This is a genomic window from Streptomyces sp. NPDC002784, assembly GCF_053592135.1.
Map to the genome: position 1 here is coordinate 1 of NZ_JBSFVD010000038.1, position 22,929 is coordinate 22,929.

The window sequence follows — 22,929 nt, forward strand, 5'->3', positions numbered from 1 at the left end:
ACGGCGAAGCTGGCGCGCGAGATCCTCAGCGCCTGAGCTTCCGGCTGATCGTCGGATGGGCCCGTTCCCCGGTGGGGGACGGGCCCATCGGCGTCGGCAAGTCAGTTCGCGCAAACGCGAACTGACAGCACCCGCGCAAGCGCGGGTGCTGAGGCTGGCAGCGAGAGGGGGGTGCATCACGCGCGGGCCTGTGTAGGGCCTGGAATTCCCAGCCCTTCGCTCGGCAACGGAGGTGACTGTCTGTCAGCATGATGGAGTGTCAGCCTCACAGCAGTGACGGGTTCCGCTTGCGCTCCACCCGAACCCCTCCCCCGCTCTCGACATGTTCATCAAGACTGCATCGGCGTCCAGAACACGGGTGTTTATGAGCAGCATTGAGTCAGGTACCGCCCTGAGAGGGGCAGTTACAGCGGAGATGGTGCATCACAAGAGTTAACTGTGTAGAGCCTGGGATCAGCTTCCTGTACCCCAGCGTCGTACTTCTCGCTTGGGGAACCGCATCAGCCCATCGGAAACCGCATAACGATGACACCGGCCAGTCCCGCCGAAGGCATTTCCGCGCCCGCCCACTCACGACACCTACACGCCGACTCGTACTCGCCTAATTGCAGAACCCGTTCACACTTCACCGCTACGAAGATCCTTGGAAAGAATGGCTTGTTTCTTGAGCATACTCGTACGCCCTATTTAAGAGCGGCAGTTGAGCGAATAGAATTGGGATGCCCGAAGGGAGGTGCAACTCCATTCGGGCACAAAGGATCTCCCGAAAGAGGCGAAAGGGCAGGGCATTTGTCATGGCTGAACTCAATCCGGTTCCTCTCGATGTCATCGCTGAGGCGCGCGAGGAGGCCCACGCGGTCATGGCTCACCTAATGGCGCGGCTCGCGCCGGGTGAGCATGTGGTGCGGCTGGGGGTGGGCATGGATGGGCAGGAGCCGTTGTCGGCGGTGCTGCCGATCGCGGTCGAGGGTGACGGTGGGTCTGAGGACCTGGTGGGTGTGGAGCCGAAGTACTTCGACAACTTCGCGTTCCTGCTGACGTGTGGTCTGGCGCAGAGGCTGTGTTGGGGCGTGATGTATCTGCGCTCCCCCGCCGGTGAGGGGCGCGGCCGGGCCTACACGGTCCGGGCATGGCATCTGGTCGGGGGTGTGCTGAACGAGTGCGATGCGGCTCGCGCTCAGGAGCTGATCGGCGACCGTGAACCGGCCGAGTTCGCGGATGCGTTCGGGGTCCACTCGATCTGGGACGGAGACGAGGGTAGCGGCGAGGCATACCCGCCGATGGCCCGCACCATCCTCTAGTCAGCCTTACGGGGGTGCCCGGTCCAGGCAACCGGGCACCCCCGCCCACGATGAAGGCGCGCAGCGCCGGGCCCCCGTTGGAGGGCGCGCAGCGTCCGAGCGTTCCTGGGTTCCCGCGCAGCGGGGACCGGCGTCTAGCTCCCGGCTTGCCGGGAGCTTTTCCTTTGCCTGGCGCGCAGCGCCGGGCTACCCGCTCCGCGGGGGGGATAGGTGTTTTGGGCTGGCGGGGAATTGTGTTTTCCGGTAGGCGTGCAAACCTGGTCCGGTAATTCCCCGCCAGCTGGCCTCTCCCAAATGAGGCTGTCTCATCGTAGGGGATGCTGTATCGGTACGGGGATGCTGCTGCGCCCCTCAGTGTGCGTGTGTGCGCCGGTGAGGTAGCGCTGTGCGGTGTGGGGCGGGTGTCTGATCTATTGGCGGCGGGTGGCCGGCCGCTGGGGCGCGGAGGCCCGGCCAACGCGCAACGACAGGACAGGCGCGCCCCGATCCCCGAGGCCGCCGTGCCGCCCTAGCCCGCCCCACACCTTTCTTCTCATTCGGGCAGGGAGAGCGGCAGCAGAGGGGATGTCAGCAGGCGTACCGGGCTGAGTTGTTGGGGTGAGCAGGGGTAACGCGGCGACGGCCCAGGAGGCCGCGCAACGTCTAGCGCAACCTCTACCGCAACACCATGGCGCAACATCTAGCGCAACCCGTAGCGCAACAGGGGTTCCACCCGAGCGAGTGAGACACTATTATGTGAAGTCCTGAGGGAGGCGACCCCCGGGAACCGCAAGGGACCAACGAAGGGGAAAGACGTGGAACTGACGATCACTGACGGGATCGTGCGCGGGGTGCGCGGCGCAGACGCGCCCATGACCGAGCTGGCGATTCGGGCCCGCACCATCGCGAACCTTCTGCCCCTGCTGTGCGCGCGGGCAGGAGTGAAGATCGTGCACAACTCCGACCGGAATTACACCGGAATTCGGTTCGAGACCAAGGCCGCCGGTCCGGTCGTGCTGGAAATGCCGACGGGTGAGGAGCCGTACCGCCTGGTTCAGGAGTTCATTGACCCCGACAAGGTGGGGCGCACGGAAGTTGAGTTGCGGCGATTCCCGCAGATCTACAAGCCCCACGGAATCGCGCTCATCACGGCTGAGTTCCTCCGGTCGAACGGATTCCTGAAGTAATCCGCATGGGGGGCACCCCGATTGGGGCGCCCCCTTCCAACCGGCATCACCGAGAGGAGAGAAAGGCCATGGAGTACACGCGGATTCCCGAGCGGACGCAGGAAGTCGGAGCGCCGATCACGGACGCAGAGAAGGAGCAGGCCCGTTACGCGCTGGCCGAGTTGGCGCGCAGCGAGCGGGACCCGGACGCCGCGAGGGTGTCTCACGAGCAGCTCGAACTGGTCCGGCCGTTCTTCGAGTTGGGTTGGGCCATGGGCGTGCGCACCGGTCATACCGGCGCGGCCATGGCCGACGTGCCGGTCGATCGGGCGACGGTTGACCGTGCGTTCGTGCAGCTGCTGTCCGAGCGGGTGGCGAATCAGCTTGTGATCGCCGTAGCGCGGAGCCTTGACCCGCAGAACTCCGGTCCGGTGCTGTGGCAGAAGGTCAGGTATCACGGCAGCCTGACACGGCTTCACGGCGTCTATTGGGTACAGGCGATCAAGGTGGAGGCCGGTCCGTTTGGCGGGGAGCACAGCGTTCGCTACGACCTGTGCGAGGTGATCGGCGGCATTCCGGTGCCTGCTGTCACGAACGTGCGGCGACGGAGCCTGACACCGCTCCCGGATTACCGCACGTTGGTCTAAGTGTGCAGGTCAGGGGTGGGTTCACTCACCCCTGAAGCACACTATTATTGAAGTTGTTCGGGGGGCGGTGGCTCCGCCCCCCGAACCGCAGAGACCAACAGCGAAGGGGAACACCGCATGACTCAGCAGTTCGCCGAGCGCGCTACGAACGTCGCTCCCACCGGCGCCCGTAACGCGGACCTGTCCGACCTGGTCCGCATCCTGGAGGACGGACAGCGCCGGAAGCTGGACGTCATCGTCCCCGCGTCCGCGCTGCGGATGCGCGAGGGAAACGTGCACGTCGAGGGCGTCGAGTCCCAGATCACGGCAAGCGGCGTGACGAGGGTTGACGGCATCTACCGGCCCACCGCCGTTGCCGACGAGGGGATCTCTGACAAGCTCCGCATCCCGTTGGCCTACCTGCGCCGCATGCGCGCGGAAAATGTCCCGCTGCTGGACGAGAACGTCAATGCGTGGCTTCGTGAGGGTCCGGAGCGCCGTTTCATGCTCCGCGCGTTCCGGGGCGAGGACGGCCCCGGCATGCCCGGTGAGGGCGTGGCCCGCGCGCTGCTGTCCGACAGCTACAAGCTGATGGACAACCTGGACATGCTGCTGGCCGCCCTGGACGGGGTGGAGCAGTCCGGGCACCCCACCCGGATCACGGGGTGCGACCTCACCGACCGGCGCATGTACGTGCGCATCGAGTCCGAAGCGGTCGCGATCCAGGCCCGCAACCTGCTGCGCGGCTACCGCTCCCCGTTCGACGGCCGCAGCGGTGACGAACTCCCGATGATCTCGGCCGGGTTCGTCATCACCAACAGCGAGGTTGGAGCGGGGGCGTACACCATCACCCCGCGCGCGGTCATCCAGGTCTGCCGCAACGGCCTGACCCAGACCAAGGACGTCATGCGCGCCGTGCACCTCGGAGGCAAGCAGGACGAGGGCGTTGTGAACTGGTCCGGCCAGACCCAGCGCAAGACGCTGGAGCTGATCACCTCCAAGACCACAGACGCCGTGCGCACCTTCCTGTCACAGGAGTACGTCGAGGCCAAGGTGAACGAGATGGAGGCCGCCGCCGGGAAGACGCTGGACGAGCCGACGAAGACGATCGAGCACGTCACCAAGTCGCTCAGCATCGGCAACGAGACGAAGGACCGCATCCTTTCCCACTTCATCCGGGGTGGACAGATGACGGCCGGGGGCGTGATGCAGGCCGTCACGTCGACCGCGCAGACCCTCACCGACGCCGACCAGGCCGCAGCCCTGGAAGCGCTCGCAGTGCCCGCCCTCACGGCCGCCGCCGCGCACGGCTGACAGACCCCCGTGCGGGCCGGGCAACTCCCCCACCCCGGCCCGCACGGGCCCGACCGCCCAGAGCGCGGAGCGCGCCCCACAGCCCCCGCAGGGAGCGCGGAGCGCGCCCCACAGCCCCCGCAGGGAGCTCGGAGCGCGCCCCACAGCCCCCGCAGGGAGCTCGGAGCGCGCCCGCCGGCCCCTGCCGCGTAGCGGCAGCGCGACGCGTCGGCGGAGCCCCCCGCGCGCCAAGGAGCGCGCTGTGCCCAGGGGCGCAGCGCGGCCGGCCCCAGTCGCCCACCGCCCCACCGCCCACCGCCCCGCCCCGCCCCGCCCGCAAGGAGTCCTCATGTCTGCACGCCCGGAGCTCACCCACCCCGGAGACGACGCCATCACGGCCGCCATGAGCCGCACCCTGACCGCCCTGTCCGCCGTGTTCCAAGCACTCGGAGACGGTGAACACACCCTGAACCTCGTGGCCGAGCGGACCGACAACGCGTTCGTCACGGGCCGAACCGATCTCTCGATCGGCATGGAGCCGCTGCGCCTGGCCGTCCTGGACGAAGACGAGTTCTGCGCCCTGCGCATGCTGCTGGTGTTCGCGCTGGAGGGCAGCACGATGCGCAGCGCCGTCCTGATAGCGACCACGACCGCCGAGCCGAACCCCCGCGCGTGCGGCTGGTCTGTGCGTGACGGGTGGCTGCACCCCATGGACACGGACGGCCTCCAGGCCGCCGTCATTCCGTGCCCCGACGTCATGGCCGTAGAGCGCGAGGCCTACCCCGCCCCCGTTCTCATCCAGCTCCCCGACTCCGACGAGGAGGCCCCGCATGCCTGAGCTCCCACGGCCTGACAACGCCGCCACGGCGTCCGCCATGGGCCGCGCCCTGCACGCGCTGACCGCGTTGTTCCCGGCCCTCGGTGAGGGGAGCCACGAGCTGCATATCAACGCCGAGCGGACGGACGGCACGGAGGTGAGCGCCGACCTGTACGTGTCCGTCGAGCCGGGTACCTGCCACGTGGAGCACTCCGCCGAGGAGTACGTGCAGTTCTTCGTACTGCTGACGTTCGCCCTGGAGAACAGCACCATCCGTGACGCCTTCCTGCTCGCAACGACCGCCGACGCTGGCATACGCGTGTGCGGGTGGGAGGCGCGCGACGGGTGGCTGCAACCCATGGACACCGCCGAGCTCCAGAAGACGCTCACGTCTCTCCCGCACGACGACGCCGCGCCGCACGTGGTCTGTCACGCCCCCGTACTGCACCGCCCCCAGGAGACCGCGAAGGAGCGCTCATGAGCGAGAAGCCCGCCGTCACGCCGGACGGCTACTGCACCAACAAGGAGCCGGTCCCCGGCACGACCGGGCAGGTCAACGGTCACGCACTCGGAGGGAAGTTCTTCCAGATGCACGGCTGCCGGTACGCGGACTGCCCCTGTGGCCGCCGCCCCAGCCTGACCGACCGGGGCAACCTCCGCCGACACAAGCCGCCGCAGGAGTAGCCCCCGCAGACGCCGTCCACGCCCCTCCCCCGGGTACGGGGGCGTGGACGGCTGCCCCGGCCAGCGCGCCACTGGCCGACTGCCGCCCCGCGCCCGCACCCTCCCCTTCGGCGAACGCGGGGCGGCACGCCCCCCCCTCAGCCCAACCGGTCGAGTCCCGAGGAGTAGCAGCCCATGACCAGCCCGATCCTGACCATCGACACGCCCGCCGGCCCCGTGCACGCCACCGCCAGCCCCCGCGAGGACGACGCCGTCGTGTTCGAGCTGAGCGGAGCGATGCGCGGCAGCGTGCACGTCACCGGCACCACCGACCCCCACCGCTGGGACCAGTTCACCGCCGTACGCGCCTGTCTCGGCCCCGTGAACGCCTTCAAGACCACCGCCCCCGACGAGGACCTCCCACGGCTCGCCCGCGGCCGCACCGGCTACCGCGACAGCCTGACCCTCTACCGCGACGACACCCACCGCCCCCAGGTCTCGGTATATCCGCTGTCGACCGCCGCTGATCACCCGCCGTCGGAGAAGACGGAAGCGGTACTCACCGCCGTCCTGCGCAGCTGCGCCGAGCACGTCGCGCAGCGCCCTGACCTACCCGCAATCCTGGAGGCCTCCCGGCAGCGCGACACCCCCGGCCTGCTGCGCTCCCTCACCTGGTCCGCCTCCTACCACCAGGCCGAAGCCGTCCGCCTGGAGCGCGAAGCCCGTACCGCGCTCTCCGCGCGGAAGGCCGCCGAAGCCGCATGGCGGACCGCCGCACGGTGGCTCTCCTTCTCCCCGGACCCGGTCCTGCTGCTGATGCTGGCCGACCGCCCCGACTCACTGACCCAGAAGATCAGGGGGTTGCAGTGGTGGGCCCCCTACTGCGTCAGCGCGGCCGCCGAAGAGCACGAGCGCGCCCGCCACGCCCAGGAGGAAGCCGACTCCCTGCGTGCCCAGCAACGCAGGCGCCCCCGCGGCCGCCGCCCGTCCCTGGTCGGCGCCCTCTGACAGCCCGAGGAAGGCGCAGGTCAGGGGGTGGGTTCACTTCCACCCTAAAGACACTATTATTAGAAGTGTGAGGGAGGGAGAGCGCATGTGCCTGTTCAGCCGAATGCACACCCTGAACGAGCAGTTGGCGACGTCACCTCGGCTCCGGCCAGCCGGACACGGGACGTCCAGGGCAGGGCCGACGACTACTCCGCGATCCGGACAGCCCCCGAACTGATCGAGACCAGGGAACTGAGGAGAACATCGTGCCGACCATGCTCGAACAGCTCGCTACTGGGGAGAAGCACGATCCGGCGATCCTCCTGCCGAACGTGTGGTACGACCTGCTGCGTACCGTGGAGACGGTGTGCCCGTGCGGCAATACGACGAGCGTCCGCAATGGCGTCCTGACCACGCACGAGCCGATGTCGACGTGGGACATGAACGGCACGCGGCGTGCGGTGATCCGTGACGCGTACGGCGTCGGGATCACCTGCCGCTACAGCGGACGGACCGTCACCCTGGCCGCCGCCCTGGAGCGCGACAGCGTTCTGACCCCGGCCGAGCGGCACGTCCGTGATGTCACGCAGGGTCGGCTGGAGGCAGGCATCACGAATACTGCTCCCGAGGGCTACGCCCTGCCGAAGCCGGTTGCTGTCCTGTTCGCGCTCGCTGAGGCTCACGGCTGGAAGACACAGCAGGCGTGGGCGCCCCTTGACGGGGGTTTCCTCCTGAACCTCCGTGTAGGTCGACCGGCCGACGGGGGCCGGAAGTGGCAGTACGACCTGCCCTATTTCGTCGCTTCAGGCGTCGCGCGACGGACCCGGTCCGGGCTGTGCGTCACGCCGGACCGCAGGGGTCAGCACGACACCCCGTCCATCAAGGCCATCACGGCCGTGATCCGGGCCAACCCAGCTCCGACGGAGAGCTGAGGGAGGCGCGACGGGAGGCAACCCCGCAAGGCGGCGGCATTCCCGCTTTCGCCAGCCGCGGGTGGGCTGCCGGCTTCCTCTACCGCTACCGCATACCCGACCCGTCCGGACGCCCCTGGCGCACCGCCCCTCACCTGCACGCCCCACCCCCCTACGAGGGAGATGTTCTGATCATGCGTTGGCTGATGACCCTCGGTGAGCGCACCCCCCGATGCGCCGACCTACGCCGAGGACCCCGCCCCCGACCAGGCGCGCGCCCTGGCCCTGGTCGACGACTTCGGCCACCTCTTCACCGTCCTGAAGGAGTGGGGGCAGGAGTACGGCGAGGAGCTGACCGCCTGGGCCGTACAGGTGGAGGCCGACGACGTCGAGAACCTCCCCGCGGAACTCATCGAGCAGTGGGAATGGGAGGGCGCCCCGGTCCGCATCGACACCCAGCGGGGCGGCTACGTGAAGGTGTCCGACTACCGCGACGTCCCCGTGCGCCCCGGCATCAGCGCCCGCACCACCACCGGCCTCCCGCTGTGGACCACCGCCCCCTGACCGGTCCGGCAGACCGCTCGCGCTGCTCACCACCCCCACGGAAGGAGAACCCATGCCCGTCGGACGCCACTTCGGCCTGGTCATCATCCGAAAGCTCCCCGCGTGAGCGGCCAGCTGCGCCCGTGGCTCCCCGAGGACTTCGACGACCGGTGCGAGACCTGCGAGGCACCCGCGGGCCAGCTGTGCCGCCCGTGGTGCGACACCGGCTACACCGCCGAGGATGCCCGCCGCGATGCCGAGATCCGCGACCAGGGCGCAAGGAGCCCCGCACCGAGCACACCCCCCAGTGATCCGAAGGAGTGAACAGAGCGCCATGAGCCGCGAGTTGACCACACAGGAGCAGTTCGACGCGTTCGCCGAGGAAGTGGCGCGGGAGTTGGGTACGCACTGCCGTACGGCCGAACTCACCGACTACGGGCGCGGTTTGGGACGGCTCGTCATTGACGGAGACGGCCGCGCCCTGCGCTTGTGCCAGCCCGATGACCACCGCCCCGATCGCCTGAAGATCTACGCCGCACTGCCGGACGAGACCAAGATGCTCGCGCCGTCGATCGGGGTCACAGCCCGCAGCGCCCGCCATGTGGCACGCGAGATCACTCGGCGGCTATATCCCCTGCACGCCGAGGCCGCGCAGCAGGCCGCCGAGATCGCCGCACGGCAGGAGGCGGAGGAGAGCAGCCGCCGCGCCGTCGCCGAGGCTGTGGCCGGCGCGCTGCCCGGGGCCCGGATCGAGGAGCAGTACCGGCGCACCCGGGTCATCTGGCAGCACGACACCAGGCCACCCGGCGAGCACGGCCCCGTCCAGGTCGACAGCGTCACCGTGCTCATCGGCGCCTCCGGTGAGGGCGTGCAGGCCGAAGCGTCCGGGCGCCCCAGCTCCGTGATTTCCATGCTGGTCGCGTTCGCCCAGGCTGCACGGGAGCAAGAAGCGCAGGCCAGGGGTGGGTTCCCTCTCAACCGAAAGACACTATTATTGGAAGTCGGGAGCGGTTGTTCCCCGGTTCCCGCCCCGCCGCCGCAAGACCCTCCCCGCCCGGCCCACAGAACGAGGCCGCGCCCCGCTCGACCGGGCCGAAGGGCGCGGCCCTCACAACCGCACACCGAGGTGCTGTAGCTCAGTTGGTAGAGCGCGGATCTTATAAGTCCTGAGGTCGTGGGTTCGAGTCCCACCAGCACCACTCCAACACCGTTCCCCACGACTGGAGTTGCGATGACCGACACCGAGGCCACCCGGTACCCCGAGACGCCCGCCGAGGTGGCGTCCGCCGTCCTGGACGCGATCGAGACCCGGCCCGACGCCTTCAACATGGACCACTGGGCATTTCTGCCCGGCATGATCAGCCTGGCCCCCGAGAAGGCTCCGGCGTGCGGCTCGCAGTTGTGCGCGGCCGGATGGACGGCGCACCTGACCGGCTGGAGGCTCGTGTCTCTGCCGGACGAGGAGCAGACAGAGGTCACCGCCCTGGACGACGACGGCGACGAGTACGACACGCTCGCCAGCGTCTATGCGGAGCGAGGCAACGAGCGCCGCATGATCTGTGACGTGGCCGCCCAAGCCCTCGGCCTGAAGCGCAGCGAGACCTTCTGGTACACCGAGGCACCCATCGCGTTGAAGCGGCTGCGCGAGATCGCCGGACGCTGACCCGCCATCACCCGGCCGCCGCACCGGCGGCCCCACGCCTGCGTAGCTCAGCGGTAGCGGCTCCACTTGTGGGTGGTCAGGGGTTCAAATCCCCTCGCAGGCACGCATCTACCTGACCGCCCCTGGAGGCCACGATGGCCGACACCGTCAGCATCCCGTCCGATGTCGCCGAGGCGTTCACCGACGCCTGGTGCAACACCGCCATCACATCCGACGTCGCCGCCAGCCTCGGATGCACCGAAGCCGACGCACTCGCCGACCTGCTCCGTGCCCTCGGTGCCGAGCAGGGCGCCGAGGAATGGATCGACGCTCACGCCGAGGACGACGAGCCGAACGACCGCCACTTTCAGGGGACCGTGCCCGCAGGCGCCTCGCTCGCGGCCGACGGGATGCACTGGAGCCCCGCCCCTGCCGACACCCAGGACGAATCCCTTCAGCCCGCCCACGAGAAAGGCGTGCACGTGACCCACACACCTCAGCCCTCCCAGTGCAGCCGGGACGAGCCCCACGCTGCTCGACCGTGCGCGGGAGACAGGGCGCACACCGACCGCCAGACCACGCGCCGCATTCTGCGGCGCGAAGTCGCCGGCACCATCGGCCTGCTCACCGACGAACACGACTTCCGTGCCATGCGGCACTACCGCACCTTCGCCTTCGCCGACTTCGCGACCTACCTGGCAGCGGTCGAAGACCTTCTCAGCAGCCGCGCGTCCCAGGGCGCCCACACCACGGTCGCTCTCTTCGACCCCGAGGAGTACGCCGACTTCTGCGCCGACGCCGGTCTCGACCCCGACAGCCCGTCCAGCCGCGCCCGCTTCACCGCCGAACTCGCCACCATGGGCCCGGCCCTCCCGTACGACGGCCAGCCGCTGGCCGACCTGATCCCGGCCCTGGTCGACGAAGCCGTCCGCCAGGCCACTTGGGAGTACGCCTCCGCACTTCTGGCCCGTCTCGGCGCCTGCACCTGCTGCGGCGAGGACATCGGCCGAACGGCCTTTGCCCGGTCCTCGGGCCTGCTGGCCCGCATCCTCGACACGGCCCGACCGGGCCACCGGCACCTCGTCTGCAGCGTCTCGGCGGCACCCGAAACCCTGGTCGCCGTCCTTCACGCGGATACGGACCCGGACGGCACGAGCCAGCTCGACGAGGCCGAGGCCCTCGAATTCACCACGGTCCTCGCCCTCGGTCTGGCCACCCGGAGCCCCGGCGGACTCGTCATGCGGACCACCACCCCGAGCTCCCCGGACCAGGTCTACGGCTGGCGACTGCGCACAGGAGACTTCGGACCCCTCACCGCGGGCGAGATCTTCGACGCCTACTGCACGGACGCCGATTCCGGCGGCCTCGTCTCCCCGGAATCCGACGTCGACTACTGCGTGCCGCCGGACCTCGGGCACGACGCCACGCCGTCGACCCACCGGCACTGAAAGGCCCCAGGAACACCGTAAACGAGCAGGTCAGAGGGGGGTTCACGCCAACTCAACTCACACTATTATAGGAAGTGAGCCCGGGCCGTCGCCGCGCCGGTATCCCGCCCGCCAGGGCGACGGCCCGCCCCCTTCCCCCGTTTCCAGTTCTCAGGAGCTTGCCGTGCAAGGGAACCCGATGCCGGTCATCGACTGGTACAGCAACAAGGCCTACCAGTGCCCGCAGTGCCGCCACGACACGGTCGCGAGCCCCTCCCGCTGGGAGGTGTACACCTGCTGCAACTGCGCCACCCGTTTCGCCCGCTTCCCCCGCCTGCAACGCTTCCTGCGACACGTCGGCGTCACCTGCGCGTTCTGCACGGAGCGCCACCCCGTACTCGTCGACGGCGAGCCCTTCGGGTTCCTGCGCCGCCGCCACAACGGCGTCGGGATGTACACGGAGCATCAGTTCGAGGCGTGGCTGTACGACAAGGACGAGTTCGCCGACCACCGCGACGGTGTGAACTACCGCAGCACCCGCGCCAGCCGCGCGGAGGCCATGGCCGACCTCGCCCACTGGCACAGCATGTTCGGCCCCATCGAGGACGACCTCAGCCCCGTCCTCGCCGTCGTCGCCGACGAGCAGTTCGACAAGTACGGACCGGACGTGACCGGGGAGCAGCGCGACGCGTTGTTTGACGGCACGCTGGAGGTCTACGGCGTCGGCGTCCTGCGCGCCTTCATCCCACCGCACCCCCGGCGCGGGCAGTTCCACGTCGACACCGCCACCTTCACCTGGGGCCTGATCGCCCCGTCCGGCCTGGAGGGCATCTACACCAAGGCGGCACCGAAGTTCCTGGCCGCGTACGCGCCGCAGCCCTGACCTACCGCGCGCGGACGCGCGCACCTCGCCGTTTGCGCAGGTCAGGGGTGGGTTCACACCCTCCCAACTTACACTATTATTAGTAGTGAGCCGAGGGGGCGCCGTCACCTCCCCCACTTCATTCACCAGGTGACGGCCCCCTTCCCCCCTCCCAGCCCCAGGAGTTGCCATGCCTCGAACGCTGCGCCGCGCCCTGCGACCGGCATGTCTCCGAATTCCCGCCCGCCGGCTCGCCGCCGGGATCGCGGAACTGCCGCCCACCGCGCGCGAAGCGCTCGGCACCGACGCCACGGCCGGGGAGGCCATCGCCTACAACCGCGTCCGCGTCGCCACCGCGACCGCCGTCGCCCTCTACCGCAGCGGATACACGCTGCCGATGACCGACGACGACCTGGACGACGCGGTGCTCGCCCTGGACTTCCCCTACTCGGTCCCGAGCGCGGAGACCCGCGCGTCCATCCGTGCTGCGCTCGCCGTCCTGGACGCCGATTACACCGTCACCGTCACCCGCTGACCAGCCGCCCGCCCCAGCCGTGGGCCGCCCCGACCAGGGCGGCCCACACGGAAGGAGCCCGGTGTTCCTCGTCGTACCCGACCCCGCTCACGGACTCGTTGCCGCCCCGCAGTCCTCCGACGACCTCACACCCCTCACCGAACAGTCCCTGGCCGCCCAGGGGTTCGCCTGGAACGACGAGATCGAGGCGTACACCCGCCAGGCCGACCACGACCCCGCGGCCGTGGACGGCACCGCCGGCATGCTGCGCGAGCTGGGCCACTACGTCTTCTCCGCCTACAGGCCGCTGCCCAGCAGGTGACCGCCGCCCGGCCGGCCTCCGCAGCCACCTCCCGCCCCTTGCGCAGATGGAGTTCCGCCATGCCCCGACGCCGCACCCAGCCGCAGAGGCCCGTGCGGTACGCCGCCGCTGAGCACGGTGGAGGCCACCAGGTCGTGGACCAGCTCCACGGGTACGCGCTCAGAGGTCGTTTTCTCCCGATGTTTCATCCCGTAATGGGTGTTTGGTCCTGTGGTGTCGGGTCGCGCCAGGAGATGGTGGCTTCGTCGGTGAGGCGGCGGGCCATCAGATCGGTCATGGCCAGCTGGATCATGGCTTCGGAGCGGGCTGGGAGGGTTTCGTAGTCGCGGGCCAGGCGGCGGTGGAACATCAGCCAGCCGTAGGTCCGCTCCACGGTCCAGCGTTTGGGCAGCGGCGTGAACCCCTTGGTGCCGGGGGCGCGTTGGACGATTTCCATGTCGATGCCAAGGCGGGCGGCGTGCTCGACGAGGTGCTGGCGGTAACCGCCGTCGACCCACACCTTGCGGACCGAGGGGTGGACTGCGGCCACCTGGTCGATCAGGTGAGTGCCGGCGACGGAGTCCTGCACGCTCGCGGCCGTGACCAGCACCGCAAGCAGCAGTCCGAGGGTGTCGGTGACGATGCTCCGCTTGCGGCCCACAATCTTTTTCGCCGCGTCGGTTCCCTGCCCGGCGGCTGGGACGCTGGTGGAGGTCTTCACGCTTTGCGCGTCGATCACGCACGCGGACGGCTCCGCGTCTTTGCCTTGCTTCTGTCGTAACAGTCTGCGCAGCACGCCGGTGAGCTGGGCGAACACGCCATCGCGCTGCCACTTGGCGAAGTAGCCGTACACGGTCTCCCAGGGCGGGAGGTCGTGCGGGAGGTAGCGCCACTGCACGCCGGTGCGGTCCACGTAGAGGATCGCGTTCATGATCTCGCGCAGATCGTGTTCGGGCGGGCGTCCGATGTTCAGTGCATGTCGGCGCCGCTCGGCCCGCCAGGCGGACAGCACCGGTTCGATCAACTCCCAGCGGGCATCGGACAGATCACTCGGATACGGGCGACGTTCGGCCATGACCTGGACATACCGCCAGCCAAGGGCGTGCGCCCAGGCGTGCACCGCCGGCGGCGGAAGCATGCGGACCGGCGTCTTGGGATGAGACAGGCGCAAGCCGCAATCCGTCCCAGCCGTCACACCGTCCAGCGCATCCGTCACCTCGCTCCCACCAGCACCTCCGAAACGACGACCCACCGTCAGGAAGTGCAGGTCAAAGCGCACCCCAAGGGAGAAAACGACCTCTCAGCAGCCACGCCACCCGTGCGGCCGCCGAGGACGCGGTACGCGAGCTGACCGCCAGCCCGACGGCCGCGATCGAAGCCGTCGAGGAGCTCGACGCCGCCCAGACGGGCCCGGCCGCCCGCGAGCGGCGGATCCTGCGCCGGTACGGGTACGGCTGGAGCCTGCGCCAGGACGAAATGCTGTCCCTGCGCGGGGAGTTCAGCCTTGACCGGCTGGAGACGTTGATCTCCGGCGGTCATCTGGCCATGGTGTTCAGCCCGGCCGGTCAGCCGTACTACACCACGCCCGAGCGGTACGCCCAGTTGTCGCCCCGCTGGATACGCGACGGCGACGAGTCGTTCCCGGCCGATGATGTCGCCCGCCTCGAACGCCCCCGCCCCGCCCTGGAGTTGCTGCCCGCGCGCAAGCGGTACGAGCCGTGTGAGCTGCACGGGATCACTCTGTGGCGGTGCCTGATCTGCGGGCCGCGCGAGCGCTTCGAGTGCCAGTGAGGCGAGTGCACCGCCAACCGCGTCACGGCCTACTGCGAGCGCTGCGTACGCATGGACCCCCGGCGGACCTTCCCGCTACCGCCCTGCCGAGAGCGCGACTGGCCGTAAAACCGCAGGTCAGGGGTGGGTTCACCTCACCCCAAAAGACACTATTATTGATGTTGTTGGTCCTGCGGAACACCCCGTGCGGCGGGGCCACCACCCCGCCGTACGGGCCCCCTCACCACCACGCCACGGAAGGACACCGGCGATGAAACACGAGGACCTGGCCGCGCTGCTGGCCGAGCCGACCACGCCGCTGATGCGCGCCGCGCTCCGCGGTCTTCCGCCCAAGACCCTGGAGACGCTGGCCACCGTCGCCGACCAGGCGGCGGAGCAGGGATGGCGGCAGGTCGTCGCCGACCGGGTCCGGGCCTTCGCCGATGAGCAGCCGGGCGACGGACCGCAGGCCGTGACCGCGTACTTCACGACGACGGAGCAGCGGACGGGCAGCGGGATGTCCGTGGGCTGGAGCCCGTTCATCGCGGCTCTCGCGCCCACCGAGGAGATGCCGGACCTCAGGCACACCGAGACCACGGCACGCATGGTGCCGGTCGACGAAGCGGCGAGGGCCGAGGAGGACTTCGCGGACCCGAAGCTGTCCGAAGCGCTCCACCGGCTCGCGGCACTCGACCCGCCCGAGCACGCGGACGTTCTGCGCGTCCACCTGCCGACCTCCCGCGCCACCCGCGTGAAGCCCTGACCGCCCATGCCTGCGGGCGTCCCTGCGCAGGGGCGCCCGCGCGGAGGTGCACCGTGCCCGTTCCGATCCTCTGCCACTTCCGCCATGGCGGCCGCTACCAGCCCGAGAACCCGGGCACCTACCGGTGCCGCTCCTGCGGCAGCCCGGCGACGGAGTCGACGTTCCCCGTCCAGAGCGACGAACGGCTCGTCGTGCTCGCGGGAGTACTCCAGGTCCTCACCGTGCCCAACGGCCATCAGGTGATCGCCCCCGACCGGCGCTGCTACGCCCCGCACCTGGGAGCCAGCCTGAGTCTCGCGCTGCGGGTCAACCGGACGCACCCGGTGTTCCGGCAGGCCGAGGACATCGGCACCGCCGAGGACCTGCTGTCCGTCCTGGACGCCGACGAGCGGGGCCCCTGGGTGCTGTCTCCCAGCCAACTGGAGGTCCTCACCCGGGCCATGGACGTCCGCAACGCACTGCTGCCGTCGGCGGCCCGGCAGTACCCGGACTTCGACGCGGAGATCCGGGCCGCGCACACACGCAGCCGGCACCCGCGCGCCACGTGAGCGCCCCGGCTTCCCGGCCGCCGCCACCGCGCCCGTCCGCTCCGGCCGGCCGCACCCGCCCCCGCGTCGCCCGCACGCCGAACCGGCCCCTGAGCCAGGGAGGTTGAACCATGTCCGTGTCCCACTCCGTGTACGCCGTCTACGGCGTCGTGGTCGCGCCGCCCCAGGAGCGGGCAGCGCTGGAAGAGTCGCTGGACGCCCAGGCCCACCGCCCTGCCAGCGGGAACCTTGCCGACGTGCGCGTGCAACTGTTCACGGTCGGCGACGCCGAGCACACCATTCTCGGAACGGGCTATGAGCAGCTCGGGCCCAACACGTACCGGGCGGCGCCTTCCCTCCCGGTCGGCGCCCAGTGGGACGACGCCTTACTGGAGCACGTGAGGAACCTGGGCCTCACGGTCCGGTCCGGTCCGTGCTGGCACGTCGTGCACGACCTGATCTGAAGCCGGGGCCCGTCGGCTGTCCGATCGCCGTACGGAGCACCACAGACGCCCCCCAAGAGGCCGCGTTTGTGCAGGTCAGGGGGTATCTATCCCCCACCGAACAACACACTATTATTGCATTTGAAGGGAGAGGGCGACACCCCCAACCGCCCCAGTTCGCCGAAAGGCAAGGAGAAGGAGAGCCCCATGGCCACCGCTGTCCCGACCCCGCCCACCGAACCCGTCACGCACGAAGAGGAAGACGCGCCGCAGATCGTCCTGCTCGACCCGGCGCAGGTCGTGCGTGACGAGCAGAACGCCCGCGAAACCGACACCGAACCGGACGAGGAACTGATCGCCTCCGTCAAGGAGATCGGTGTCGAGGAGACCATCAGTGTCCGGCCCCGGCCCGACGGTACGTACGGCGCTTTCAAGGGCTGGCGGCGCGCACAGGCGCAGAAGATTGCCAACGACACCGCCGAACAGGAGGGCCGCCCGGTACGCAGGATCAAGGCACACGTACGGGAAGACCTGGTCGGCCGCGACGGCTGGACCCGGTTCCTGTCCCTGGTCGAGAACAAGCACCGCGAGGGGATGAGCGAGCGCGACATCCTGAAGTCGCAGGAGCTGTCGCTGATCGACATGAGCGAGGTCGAGCGACGCCAGGCAACCAGGGCTCTCGGCGTCAGCCGCAACGCCGCCAGGCACGCCAAGGCAGCGCAGAAGCTCGATGACGCCACCCTTCGCCGGGCAACGGCCGGAGGCATGGACCTGGAGCAGACCGCCCAGCTCGCCGAGGTCGAGAACGTGCCCGGCGCGGAGCGCCGTCTGCTGCGGGCGCTGGCGCGCGACCACGAGGAGGGCAACGGCGGGCGCGGCCACTGGGACCAGGAGATGGCGCTGCTCAAGGCCGAGCAGGCCGACACCGCCGCTCGGGCCAAGGCCGAGGAAGACCTCAAGAAGGCGGACATCCCGCTGTTGCGGCAGCCGGGGTGGGGGAAGAAGGACCCGTCCAAGCCGCTGGCCGAGCTGACGACCGGGCTGGGCAATCCGCTCACCGAGGACAACCACAAGAACTGCCCCGGCCACAGCGCCCGGCTCGACGACGAGCACCAGCCGGTGTGGCACTGCTCCGACCCGGCCGCGCACGGTCACAAGGTCCGCCCGCAGCCGAAGAAGCCCAGGACGGAGGAGGACGAGCAGCGGGCGGAGGAGCGCCGCAAGGTCATCGCCTGCAACCGGGCCTGGAAGGCCGCCGCCGGTCCCCGTCAGGACTTCGTCGCCCGCCTCGTGCGCCAGAAGACCCTGCCGGACGCGGCCCGCGTCTTCGCGCAGGAGGTCGTGCTCACCCTCCCGTACTTCTACAGCTCCTGGACCGACAAGCACGAGTCCGAGACCGTCGCCCGCTTCCTGGGCATCAAGGAGCCCGAGAACGCGGACCTGACGGAGACAGCGGTGCAGCTGCCCAAGGCACGCGTCGTCAACGCGCTGTTCGCGCACGTCGCCGCTGCCTGCGAGTACGACATCCGCGAGCCCAAGACGTGGTCGAACCTCAACCTGCGGCAGGCCCGCTACCTGCTGCTCCTCGAAGCGCTCGGCCAGGACGACAACGGCAGCTACCGGCTGTCCGAGGTCGAGGACCAGGCGGTCGCCCGCCACCGGCCCGACAGCGCCGCCTGACCAACACCTCCCCCAAACCCCGGCCGGGCACGCCCGTGCCCGGCCGGTTCCCCAACCCCCGCGTCACAGAGAGGCGAACAAGCATGACCGTCACCATGGACGAGGTCCTCGACTTCATCGGCAAACTGCCGACTGCGATCCAGGTCGCGAAGGTCCAGGAGGCCTCCGCGCTGCGGCTCAGCGCGATCGACAAGGAAGCGTTCGCGGGCATCGTGGCCGGACGCCGGGCCCGCATCAACGACTCCCTGCGCCCGGCTCTGCTGCGCGGCCTCACCGGCACCGTGCAGGAGCGCAACCGCACCGGCAGCCGCGCGGGCTTCCTGCTGGACGAGGAGTCCACCCGCATCCTGCGCCGCGACCCGCGCAACACCAAGTACCGCATCCCCGAGGACACGAAGCGCTTCCGCATCCCGGGCAGCGGCATCCCCGTCCCCTGCCTGGAGGTGATCGAGGACGACTGACCGGGCCTGACGGCGCCGCCCCGGCAACGGGGCGGCGCCCGCACCCCGCCGATCAACCGGCCGGACCTCCCAGCCCGGCCCGCACGTGAAAGGCCGTCATGACCGACCAGCAGCAAGCTCCGTCCCCCGACCCGGACGGCGAGGCTCCCGACCGCCCCCTGACCCTCGCCGTGGTGCGCCACCTGGTCCGCAAGGACTGGAAGGGCTTGCCCGGAGACACGCTCGTCGTGATGTCCCGGGACCCCGAGGGCAACCTCTACTCGCCGTTCTCCACCTACAGCCTCGCCCGGTACGCGCCGACCCACAGCGACCTCGTCGGCGACGTCTTCCCGCTGCCGGAGGAACTCAAGGCGGACCAGTCCCTGCGCGAGCTGTACGCGGACGGCATCCCCGACACCGCTCTCCCCGCGCTGGTGCTCTACCCGCTCGGCTGAGCGAACGCCTGCGGGCGGGGCGGCCCCCGTCGGCCGCCCCGCCCGCGGGCCGTCAACTCCCCTTTCCCGAGGCCTCTTCCTGGCCACGGTCCTCACGAAAGCGACGTGTCACCGCCATGTCCGCCCCACCACAAGCCCCCTGGGAAGGACCGCAGGCCCCGGTGCTGGTCATCAGCGACAGCACCGACGACGATCCGGTCGGCCTGCGGACGAGCCCGGTCCCCCGCCTGCACCTGCCATCGCCGTTGTTCAGCGCCGAGGAGTACCTGCGCGCTCCGCTCGTGCTCCTGGACGACCGCAGCTACACCGACTTCACGCTCCGCCACGTGCCGCACCGTCGGGGACTGATCGTCGTCCTGGTCGACCCCGACGACGGCACCATCTACCCCCGGGCCGCCGCCATCGGCGCCGAGGCCGCCATCCGGGCCGGAGACAACCTCAACTGGCTGCATCTGCGCCTGCACGACGCCACCGACTGCCACTACGCCCACTGGGAAGCGCTGCTGGCCGGCGGTCCCGCCGACCCTCCCCCACCGGCCAGCAGCTGACATCCGGCAGCACGAGCCCCCGTGATCCGAAGGAACTCACCCCATGCACGCGATACCCCAACGCTGTGCCCACCGGCCGCTGGCGGGCGGGCTGGTGGTGCCGTACGTGACCCTGATCCACGACGGTCACGTGGCCTTCGGCGTCCTCGACGCCGACAAAGCCCACGCCGCCTTCCGGCAACGCCTGTGCCAGATCTGCGAACACCCGCTGGACGAACGGTGCTTCCTGCTCGTCCGCCCGGCCGACGTCGTCAAGGGCTGCTCCCCGGAACCGGCGCTGCACCCCGAGTGCCTGCCGTACACCGCCGAGCACTGCCCGATGCTGAACGGCAGTGCCACGCACTACCGCCGCAGCCCGGTCCTGGCCAGCCACCCCGCCGGCCGGCCCTGCACCGATCCGTCCTGCCCATGTCCGTCCCGCACGGCGGACGAGGGGCACGCCGCCCGCAGCGGCAGCCCCGCCGACCGGTACGAGGCCTGGATGATCCACACCCGGAACTACCAGTTGGTCTCGCTGCCCGAGCGGCCCGATGTGCCCTCCGGCATCAGCCTCGACGCGCCCGTCCTGCGCAAACGCGTGCTGCGCACCGCGACCCTCACCCCCGACCAACAACACCTGATGGACCTCTTCAACGGCCTCATGAACGGGTCCTGACCGCCCCGTTCCGCACGGAAGGAAACCGCCATGCCGATCAAACCGGACCCGGCCACGCCCGCAGGCGAGGCCATCATCGACCTGGCCGACCTGATGGACGGCCTCCAGGAGCGCACCGGCGAATGGCCGGGCGCCGACACCGTCGACATCCTCGGAGGGTGGCTGAGCCGCTTCAGCTTCGCCGTCGACGAGAACCTCACCCCGCAGGTGACAGGCCGCGCGTGGGTGCTGCGCCAGTGGGACCGGCACAGCGACGATGTCACGCTCTGGGCTGACGAGGCCTCCGCCCTTGCCTCGCTGGCGCAGCAAGTGCGCAGCGCCTGGGACGACGTGGCGGGCGAGGACGGCGTCCCGTTCCGTCCGCCCGCCGACGACCGTACGGCCGTGGACCTCTTCTACGAGTCGAGGGAGGGCATCGAGGGCTACACGCTGTACGACGCGGACATCTCCCGCTGCGTGATCGCGCCCCGAAATCCCAGCCTCTCGGACGCCGAGGAGTGCGCGGAGGCGAACAGCGCGGCGGTGTTCCACGCGATGCGGGGGCCTGACGACGAGGGCCTGCCCTGCATGGAGATCGCGGGCATCCTCGTGTTCGCCTACCTCGACGCAGAGCGAAAGACCGTACGGGTCTCCGTTCATCTGGACACCACCGACGAGCAGTTGGTCCGGGCCGACGGCACGGTCCCGCTGCTGGTGGAGATCGAAGACGCCACGGTGTTCGACAACCTCACCCCGCCGCCAGCCCCGGCGCAGCCGACGGGGTGGAAGGCCCGCTTCCGCCGTCTCACCCGCCGTACCGCGCTTTCCGGCGGCAGGAAGCGCCGACAGGGGGGTTGACCCTCACCCTGAAGACACTATTATTTGAAGTGGGAGGTGTTCCACATGACCCCGTCCGTCACGCACGTGACCGGCACCGTCGCCGGTGACGTGGAAGTCCGCTTCACCCAAGACGGCACCGCCGTCTGCCGGTTCCGCCTCACTCAGACCCCCACGCAGTGGGACGCCGCCTCACAGAAGTGGCGTGACCTGGACCCGATTCCCTACATCTGCACCGCCTGGCGGGACCTGGCCAGCAACGCCGCCGAATCGCTCGTCGACGGGGTCAACGTCCTGGTCAAGGGGCGCATCACCGCGATCAAGGACAACTCCATCTATCTGAGCGTCGACGACCTCGCCATCAGCCTGCGCAGGCGCATCGCCTACACCGAGACCAGCCTGCCCAGTCCGATCGCCGCCCGCCCGGTCACCGCTCCCCCGGCGCCTCAGCCCGCCGCCGCGTCCCGACCGGCCACCGGGCGACCGGGCAACCCGCCCGCCTGGTGGGAGGAGAAGCGGGCCTCCCGCTGGTCCTAGCCCTCCCTTCACCGCAGCCGCCGACGGCACTCCCCTTCCCGTCGGCCGCTGACCACTTCCCCCTTCGCCCGCCCCGGCGCGGCACCGGTTCGCCTGCCGGTGCCGCGCTCTGCCCGAAAGGCCGGCCGTCATGCCCGCACACGCCCTGTCCGAACGAGCCGCACGCGCCGCGCTCGCCGCCCACTTCGCCCACTTCGCCCCCGGCCAACTCGCCGCGGAACTCGACGAGTACACACCGGCCGAGGTGTGGGACCGGCGCGTCCGCAGCAACGGCAGCGGGCTCCTTGCCTCCTACCGGCCGCGCGAGGAACTCGCCCAAGCAGAGCTGACCTGCGCGTTCATCATCCCCTCGGACGAGGAGTGGCCCACCGCCCTCGCCGACCTGGGGCCCGCCTGCCCGCTGGGCCTGTGGGTCCGCGGCCGCGAGCGACTTGCGCGGCTGACCGACAGCGCCGTCGTCGTGACCGGCAACCGGGTCCCCACCGAGCGGGCCGTCACCCGCGCGCACGACTTCGCCACCGCCCTCGCCGAGGTCGGTCACACCGTCACCGCCACGCTCGCCTACGGCGTCGACTCCACCGCCCACCAAGCCGCCACCGAGACGGGCCAGGCATCCCTCGCCGTCCTGCCGCGCGGCCTGGACGGTGCCCACCCCCACGCGCACGCCCCGCTGCTGAGCTCCATCCTCGACAACGGTGGCGCGGCAGTCAGCCTCTACCGGCCCGGCACCGCAGCCAGCGGCGCGACGCTGAAGGCCAGCGCCGTTGTGTTGGCCGCGCTCGCCCGGGCGGTGATCCTCGTCGAGGCCCTGGACCACGTCGAGGCAATGTACGCAGCCGAGATGGCCGTCGAGCTCCACCGGCCCCTGCTCGCCGCGCCCGCCACCGGCGACGTCCGCTCCAGCGGCAACGCCCGCCTGCTCGACGGGCAACTCGCCGTGAACAGCCCGGACCCCCGTCTCGCGCTCGCCCTGCCGCACGCGCGCGTGGCACGCGCCGGCGACATCGCGGACGGCGACCTGGTCCTCGCGGCGGTCGGGAAGCAGGGAGCCGACTACTTCAACACCCCCTACATCGCCCACCCCGAGCCCTTCGACCCCTCGTGCGGCTGCGGCGTGTGCTGCCTCATCACGGAGCCCGGCGAGGTGGTGGTGCTGTCCCAAGGCGATCCCTGGGAGTCCTGCGATCCGTGGCCCGCCAACGACCTCCTGCTCATCGTCTCCGCCCAGCGGCTGACCGACCGGCCCTTCGAGGAGTGAGAGCT

At 70.1% G+C, this 22,929-nt stretch carries 30 protein-coding genes and 2 tRNA genes; 31 read left to right on the forward strand and 1 reads right to left on the reverse strand.

Annotated elements, in window-relative coordinates; all coding sequences use genetic code 11:
* Positions 1-794 precede the first annotated feature (794 nt).
* The 19 genes from ACWD1Z_RS33830 to ACWD1Z_RS33920 all read left to right on the forward strand — a co-directional run bounded on the left by ACWD1Z_RS33830 (position 795) and on the right by ACWD1Z_RS33920 (position 13,053).
* Positions 795-1,301 carry a hypothetical protein gene (locus tag ACWD1Z_RS33830; RefSeq protein ID WP_389421521.1) on the forward strand — a complete coding sequence of 169 codons (507 nt, stop codon included), beginning with the start codon at positions 795-797 and terminating at the stop codon, positions 1,299-1,301.
* Between the two features lie 794 nt (positions 1,302-2,095).
* Positions 2,096-2,467 (forward strand): hypothetical protein, encoded by a 372-nt coding sequence (locus tag ACWD1Z_RS33835; RefSeq protein WP_389421520.1) that lies wholly within the window; start codon positions 2,096-2,098, stop codon positions 2,465-2,467.
* Positions 2,468-2,535: 68 nt separating this feature from the next.
* Complete coding sequence (locus tag ACWD1Z_RS33840; protein ID WP_451124137.1) at positions 2,536-3,093, forward strand: hypothetical protein; 558 nt, start codon at positions 2,536-2,538, stop codon at positions 3,091-3,093.
* Between the two features lie 117 nt (positions 3,094-3,210).
* Positions 3,211-4,386, forward strand: coding sequence for a DUF932 domain-containing protein (locus ACWD1Z_RS33845; RefSeq protein WP_451124139.1), 1,176 nt, complete (start codon positions 3,211-3,213; stop codon positions 4,384-4,386).
* 328 nt (positions 4,387-4,714) lie between these two features.
* Entirely contained in the window at positions 4,715-5,203 is a 489-nt protein-coding gene (locus tag ACWD1Z_RS33850) for a hypothetical protein (RefSeq protein WP_451124141.1), read from the forward strand.
* Entirely contained in the window at positions 5,196-5,663 is a 468-nt protein-coding gene (locus ACWD1Z_RS33855; protein WP_451124142.1) for a hypothetical protein, read from the forward strand. The genes ACWD1Z_RS33850 and ACWD1Z_RS33855 overlap by 8 nt, the downstream gene beginning before the upstream one ends.
* Positions 5,660-5,866: a hypothetical protein gene (locus ACWD1Z_RS33860; RefSeq protein WP_451124144.1), complete on the forward strand. Its 207-nt coding sequence runs from the start codon at positions 5,660-5,662 to the stop codon at positions 5,864-5,866. Before ACWD1Z_RS33855 ends, ACWD1Z_RS33860 begins: the two co-directional genes overlap by 4 nt.
* 174 nt (positions 5,867-6,040) lie before the next feature.
* Positions 6,041-6,853, forward strand: coding sequence for a hypothetical protein (locus ACWD1Z_RS33865; RefSeq protein WP_451124146.1), 813 nt, complete (start codon positions 6,041-6,043; stop codon positions 6,851-6,853).
* 245 nt (positions 6,854-7,098) lie between these two features.
* The gene (locus ACWD1Z_RS33870; RefSeq protein WP_451124148.1) at positions 7,099-7,764 is read left to right on the forward strand and encodes a hypothetical protein; all 666 of its coding nucleotides are present in this window, start codon (positions 7,099-7,101) and stop codon (positions 7,762-7,764) included.
* Positions 7,765-7,959: 195 nt separating this feature from the next.
* Positions 7,960-8,307, forward strand: a complete 348-nt coding sequence (locus ACWD1Z_RS33875) for a hypothetical protein (RefSeq protein ID WP_451124150.1) — start codon at positions 7,960-7,962, stop codon at positions 8,305-8,307.
* 102 nt (positions 8,308-8,409) lie between these two features.
* Positions 8,410-8,610 (forward strand): hypothetical protein, encoded by a 201-nt coding sequence (locus ACWD1Z_RS33880; protein ID WP_451124152.1) that lies wholly within the window; start codon positions 8,410-8,412, stop codon positions 8,608-8,610.
* Between the two features lie 10 nt (positions 8,611-8,620).
* Complete coding sequence (locus ACWD1Z_RS33885; RefSeq protein WP_451124154.1) at positions 8,621-9,421, forward strand: hypothetical protein; 801 nt, start codon at positions 8,621-8,623, stop codon at positions 9,419-9,421.
* Positions 9,412-9,485: transfer RNA gene (locus ACWD1Z_RS33890), tRNA-Ile, on the forward strand. Before ACWD1Z_RS33885 ends, ACWD1Z_RS33890 begins: the two co-directional genes overlap by 10 nt.
* Before the next feature lie 32 nt (positions 9,486-9,517).
* The gene (locus ACWD1Z_RS33895) at positions 9,518-9,949 is read left to right on the forward strand and encodes a hypothetical protein (RefSeq protein ID WP_451124156.1); all 432 of its coding nucleotides are present in this window, start codon (positions 9,518-9,520) and stop codon (positions 9,947-9,949) included.
* 36 nt (positions 9,950-9,985) lie between these two features.
* A tRNA-OTHER gene (locus ACWD1Z_RS33900) sits at positions 9,986-10,052 on the forward strand.
* A gap of 463 nt (positions 10,053-10,515) precedes the next feature.
* Positions 10,516-11,376 carry a hypothetical protein gene (locus ACWD1Z_RS33905; RefSeq protein WP_451124204.1) on the forward strand — a complete coding sequence of 287 codons (861 nt, stop codon included), beginning with the start codon at positions 10,516-10,518 and terminating at the stop codon, positions 11,374-11,376.
* Positions 11,377-11,539: 163 nt separating this feature from the next.
* A complete protein-coding gene (locus ACWD1Z_RS33910) occupies positions 11,540-12,238 on the forward strand; it encodes a hypothetical protein (protein ID WP_451124158.1) in 699 nt (232 codons plus the stop codon).
* 169 nt (positions 12,239-12,407) lie between these two features.
* The gene (locus ACWD1Z_RS33915) at positions 12,408-12,752 is read left to right on the forward strand and encodes a hypothetical protein (RefSeq protein ID WP_451124160.1); all 345 of its coding nucleotides are present in this window, start codon (positions 12,408-12,410) and stop codon (positions 12,750-12,752) included.
* 61 nt (positions 12,753-12,813) lie between these two features.
* Entirely contained in the window at positions 12,814-13,053 is a 240-nt protein-coding gene (locus ACWD1Z_RS33920; protein ID WP_451124162.1) for a hypothetical protein, read from the forward strand.
* A 184-nt stretch (positions 13,054-13,237) separates the two neighbouring features.
* Here the strand turns inward: ACWD1Z_RS33920 and ACWD1Z_RS33925 are convergent, their stop codons facing one another.
* Positions 13,238-14,107 carry an IS5 family transposase gene (locus tag ACWD1Z_RS33925; RefSeq protein ID WP_451124206.1) on the reverse strand — a complete coding sequence of 290 codons (870 nt, stop codon included), beginning with the start codon at positions 14,105-14,107 and terminating at the stop codon, positions 13,238-13,240.
* Positions 14,108-14,508: 401 nt separating this feature from the next.
* Between ACWD1Z_RS33925 and ACWD1Z_RS33930 the strand changes: the two genes are divergently transcribed.
* From ACWD1Z_RS33930 to ACWD1Z_RS33985, 12 genes are all read left to right on the forward strand, one after another.
* On the forward strand, positions 14,509-14,823 hold the full coding sequence (locus ACWD1Z_RS33930; protein ID WP_451124164.1) for a hypothetical protein: 315 nt from the start codon (positions 14,509-14,511) through the stop codon (positions 14,821-14,823).
* A gap of 250 nt (positions 14,824-15,073) precedes the next feature.
* Positions 15,074-15,565: a hypothetical protein gene (locus tag ACWD1Z_RS33935; RefSeq protein ID WP_451124166.1), complete on the forward strand. Its 492-nt coding sequence runs from the start codon at positions 15,074-15,076 to the stop codon at positions 15,563-15,565.
* A gap of 53 nt (positions 15,566-15,618) precedes the next feature.
* Positions 15,619-16,113, forward strand: a complete 495-nt coding sequence (locus ACWD1Z_RS33940; RefSeq protein WP_451124168.1) for a hypothetical protein — start codon at positions 15,619-15,621, stop codon at positions 16,111-16,113.
* Between the two features lie 110 nt (positions 16,114-16,223).
* Positions 16,224-16,556, forward strand: a complete 333-nt coding sequence (locus tag ACWD1Z_RS33945; protein ID WP_451124170.1) for a hypothetical protein — start codon at positions 16,224-16,226, stop codon at positions 16,554-16,556.
* A gap of 186 nt (positions 16,557-16,742) precedes the next feature.
* Positions 16,743-18,215: a ParB/RepB/Spo0J family partition protein gene (locus tag ACWD1Z_RS33950; protein WP_451124172.1), complete on the forward strand. Its 1,473-nt coding sequence runs from the start codon at positions 16,743-16,745 to the stop codon at positions 18,213-18,215.
* 83 nt (positions 18,216-18,298) lie between these two features.
* Entirely contained in the window at positions 18,299-18,676 is a 378-nt protein-coding gene (locus ACWD1Z_RS33955; RefSeq protein WP_451124174.1) for a hypothetical protein, read from the forward strand.
* A gap of 98 nt (positions 18,677-18,774) precedes the next feature.
* Positions 18,775-19,110 carry a hypothetical protein gene (locus ACWD1Z_RS33960; RefSeq protein ID WP_451124176.1) on the forward strand — a complete coding sequence of 112 codons (336 nt, stop codon included), beginning with the start codon at positions 18,775-18,777 and terminating at the stop codon, positions 19,108-19,110.
* Between the two features lie 161 nt (positions 19,111-19,271).
* Entirely contained in the window at positions 19,272-19,658 is a 387-nt protein-coding gene (locus tag ACWD1Z_RS33965; protein WP_451124178.1) for a hypothetical protein, read from the forward strand.
* 43 nt (positions 19,659-19,701) lie between these two features.
* Positions 19,702-20,313 carry a cell envelope biogenesis protein OmpA gene (locus tag ACWD1Z_RS33970; protein WP_451124180.1) on the forward strand — a complete coding sequence of 204 codons (612 nt, stop codon included), beginning with the start codon at positions 19,702-19,704 and terminating at the stop codon, positions 20,311-20,313.
* Between the two features lie 30 nt (positions 20,314-20,343).
* Positions 20,344-21,150, forward strand: a complete 807-nt coding sequence (locus ACWD1Z_RS33975; protein ID WP_451124182.1) for a hypothetical protein — start codon at positions 20,344-20,346, stop codon at positions 21,148-21,150.
* A 45-nt stretch (positions 21,151-21,195) separates the two neighbouring features.
* Complete coding sequence (locus ACWD1Z_RS33980; protein ID WP_451124184.1) at positions 21,196-21,666, forward strand: single-stranded DNA-binding protein; 471 nt, start codon at positions 21,196-21,198, stop codon at positions 21,664-21,666.
* Between the two features lie 130 nt (positions 21,667-21,796).
* Complete coding sequence (locus tag ACWD1Z_RS33985; RefSeq protein WP_451124186.1) at positions 21,797-22,924, forward strand: DNA-processing protein DprA; 1,128 nt, start codon at positions 21,797-21,799, stop codon at positions 22,922-22,924.
* Positions 22,925-22,929: the final 5 nt, after the last annotated feature.

Bases quoted from the DNA above. Each gene is read 5' to 3' on its own strand.
- ACWD1Z_RS33970 (WP_451124180.1), top strand. From the start codon at position 19,702: ATGCACGCGATACCCCAACGCTGTGCCCACCGGCCGCTGGCGGGCGGG.
- ACWD1Z_RS33975 (WP_451124182.1), top strand. From the start codon at position 20,344: ATGCCGATCAAACCGGACCCGGCCACGCCCGCAGGCGAGGCCATCATC.
- ACWD1Z_RS33895 (WP_451124156.1), top strand. From the start codon at position 9,518: ATGACCGACACCGAGGCCACCCGGTACCCCGAGACGCCCGCCGAGGTG.
- ACWD1Z_RS33930 (WP_451124164.1), top strand. From the start codon at position 14,509: ATGCTGTCCCTGCGCGGGGAGTTCAGCCTTGACCGGCTGGAGACGTTG.
- ACWD1Z_RS33840 (WP_451124137.1), top strand. From the start codon at position 2,536: ATGGAGTACACGCGGATTCCCGAGCGGACGCAGGAAGTCGGAGCGCCG.
- ACWD1Z_RS33850 (WP_451124141.1), top strand. From the start codon at position 4,715: ATGTCTGCACGCCCGGAGCTCACCCACCCCGGAGACGACGCCATCACG.
- ACWD1Z_RS33915 (WP_451124160.1), top strand. From the start codon at position 12,408: ATGCCTCGAACGCTGCGCCGCGCCCTGCGACCGGCATGTCTCCGAATT.
- ACWD1Z_RS33865 (WP_451124146.1), top strand. From the start codon at position 6,041: ATGACCAGCCCGATCCTGACCATCGACACGCCCGCCGGCCCCGTGCAC.
- ACWD1Z_RS33855 (WP_451124142.1), top strand. From the start codon at position 5,196: ATGCCTGAGCTCCCACGGCCTGACAACGCCGCCACGGCGTCCGCCATG.
- ACWD1Z_RS33885 (WP_451124154.1), top strand. From the start codon at position 8,621: ATGAGCCGCGAGTTGACCACACAGGAGCAGTTCGACGCGTTCGCCGAG.
- ACWD1Z_RS33985 (WP_451124186.1), top strand. From the start codon at position 21,797: ATGCCCGCACACGCCCTGTCCGAACGAGCCGCACGCGCCGCGCTCGCC.
- ACWD1Z_RS33845 (WP_451124139.1), top strand. From the start codon at position 3,211: ATGACTCAGCAGTTCGCCGAGCGCGCTACGAACGTCGCTCCCACCGGC.
- ACWD1Z_RS33945 (WP_451124170.1), top strand. From the start codon at position 16,224: ATGTCCGTGTCCCACTCCGTGTACGCCGTCTACGGCGTCGTGGTCGCG.
- ACWD1Z_RS33980 (WP_451124184.1), top strand. From the start codon at position 21,196: ATGACCCCGTCCGTCACGCACGTGACCGGCACCGTCGCCGGTGACGTG.
- ACWD1Z_RS33960 (WP_451124176.1), top strand. From the start codon at position 18,775: ATGACCGACCAGCAGCAAGCTCCGTCCCCCGACCCGGACGGCGAGGCT.
- ACWD1Z_RS33950 (WP_451124172.1), top strand. From the start codon at position 16,743: ATGGCCACCGCTGTCCCGACCCCGCCCACCGAACCCGTCACGCACGAA.
- ACWD1Z_RS33860 (WP_451124144.1), top strand. From the start codon at position 5,660: ATGAGCGAGAAGCCCGCCGTCACGCCGGACGGCTACTGCACCAACAAG.
- ACWD1Z_RS33955 (WP_451124174.1), top strand. From the start codon at position 18,299: ATGACCGTCACCATGGACGAGGTCCTCGACTTCATCGGCAAACTGCCG.
- ACWD1Z_RS33935 (WP_451124166.1), top strand. From the start codon at position 15,074: ATGAAACACGAGGACCTGGCCGCGCTGCTGGCCGAGCCGACCACGCCG.
- ACWD1Z_RS33830 (WP_389421521.1), top strand. From the start codon at position 795: ATGGCTGAACTCAATCCGGTTCCTCTCGATGTCATCGCTGAGGCGCGC.
- ACWD1Z_RS33925 (WP_451124206.1), bottom strand. From the start codon at position 14,107: ATGGCCGAACGTCGCCCGTATCCGAGTGATCTGTCCGATGCCCGCTGG.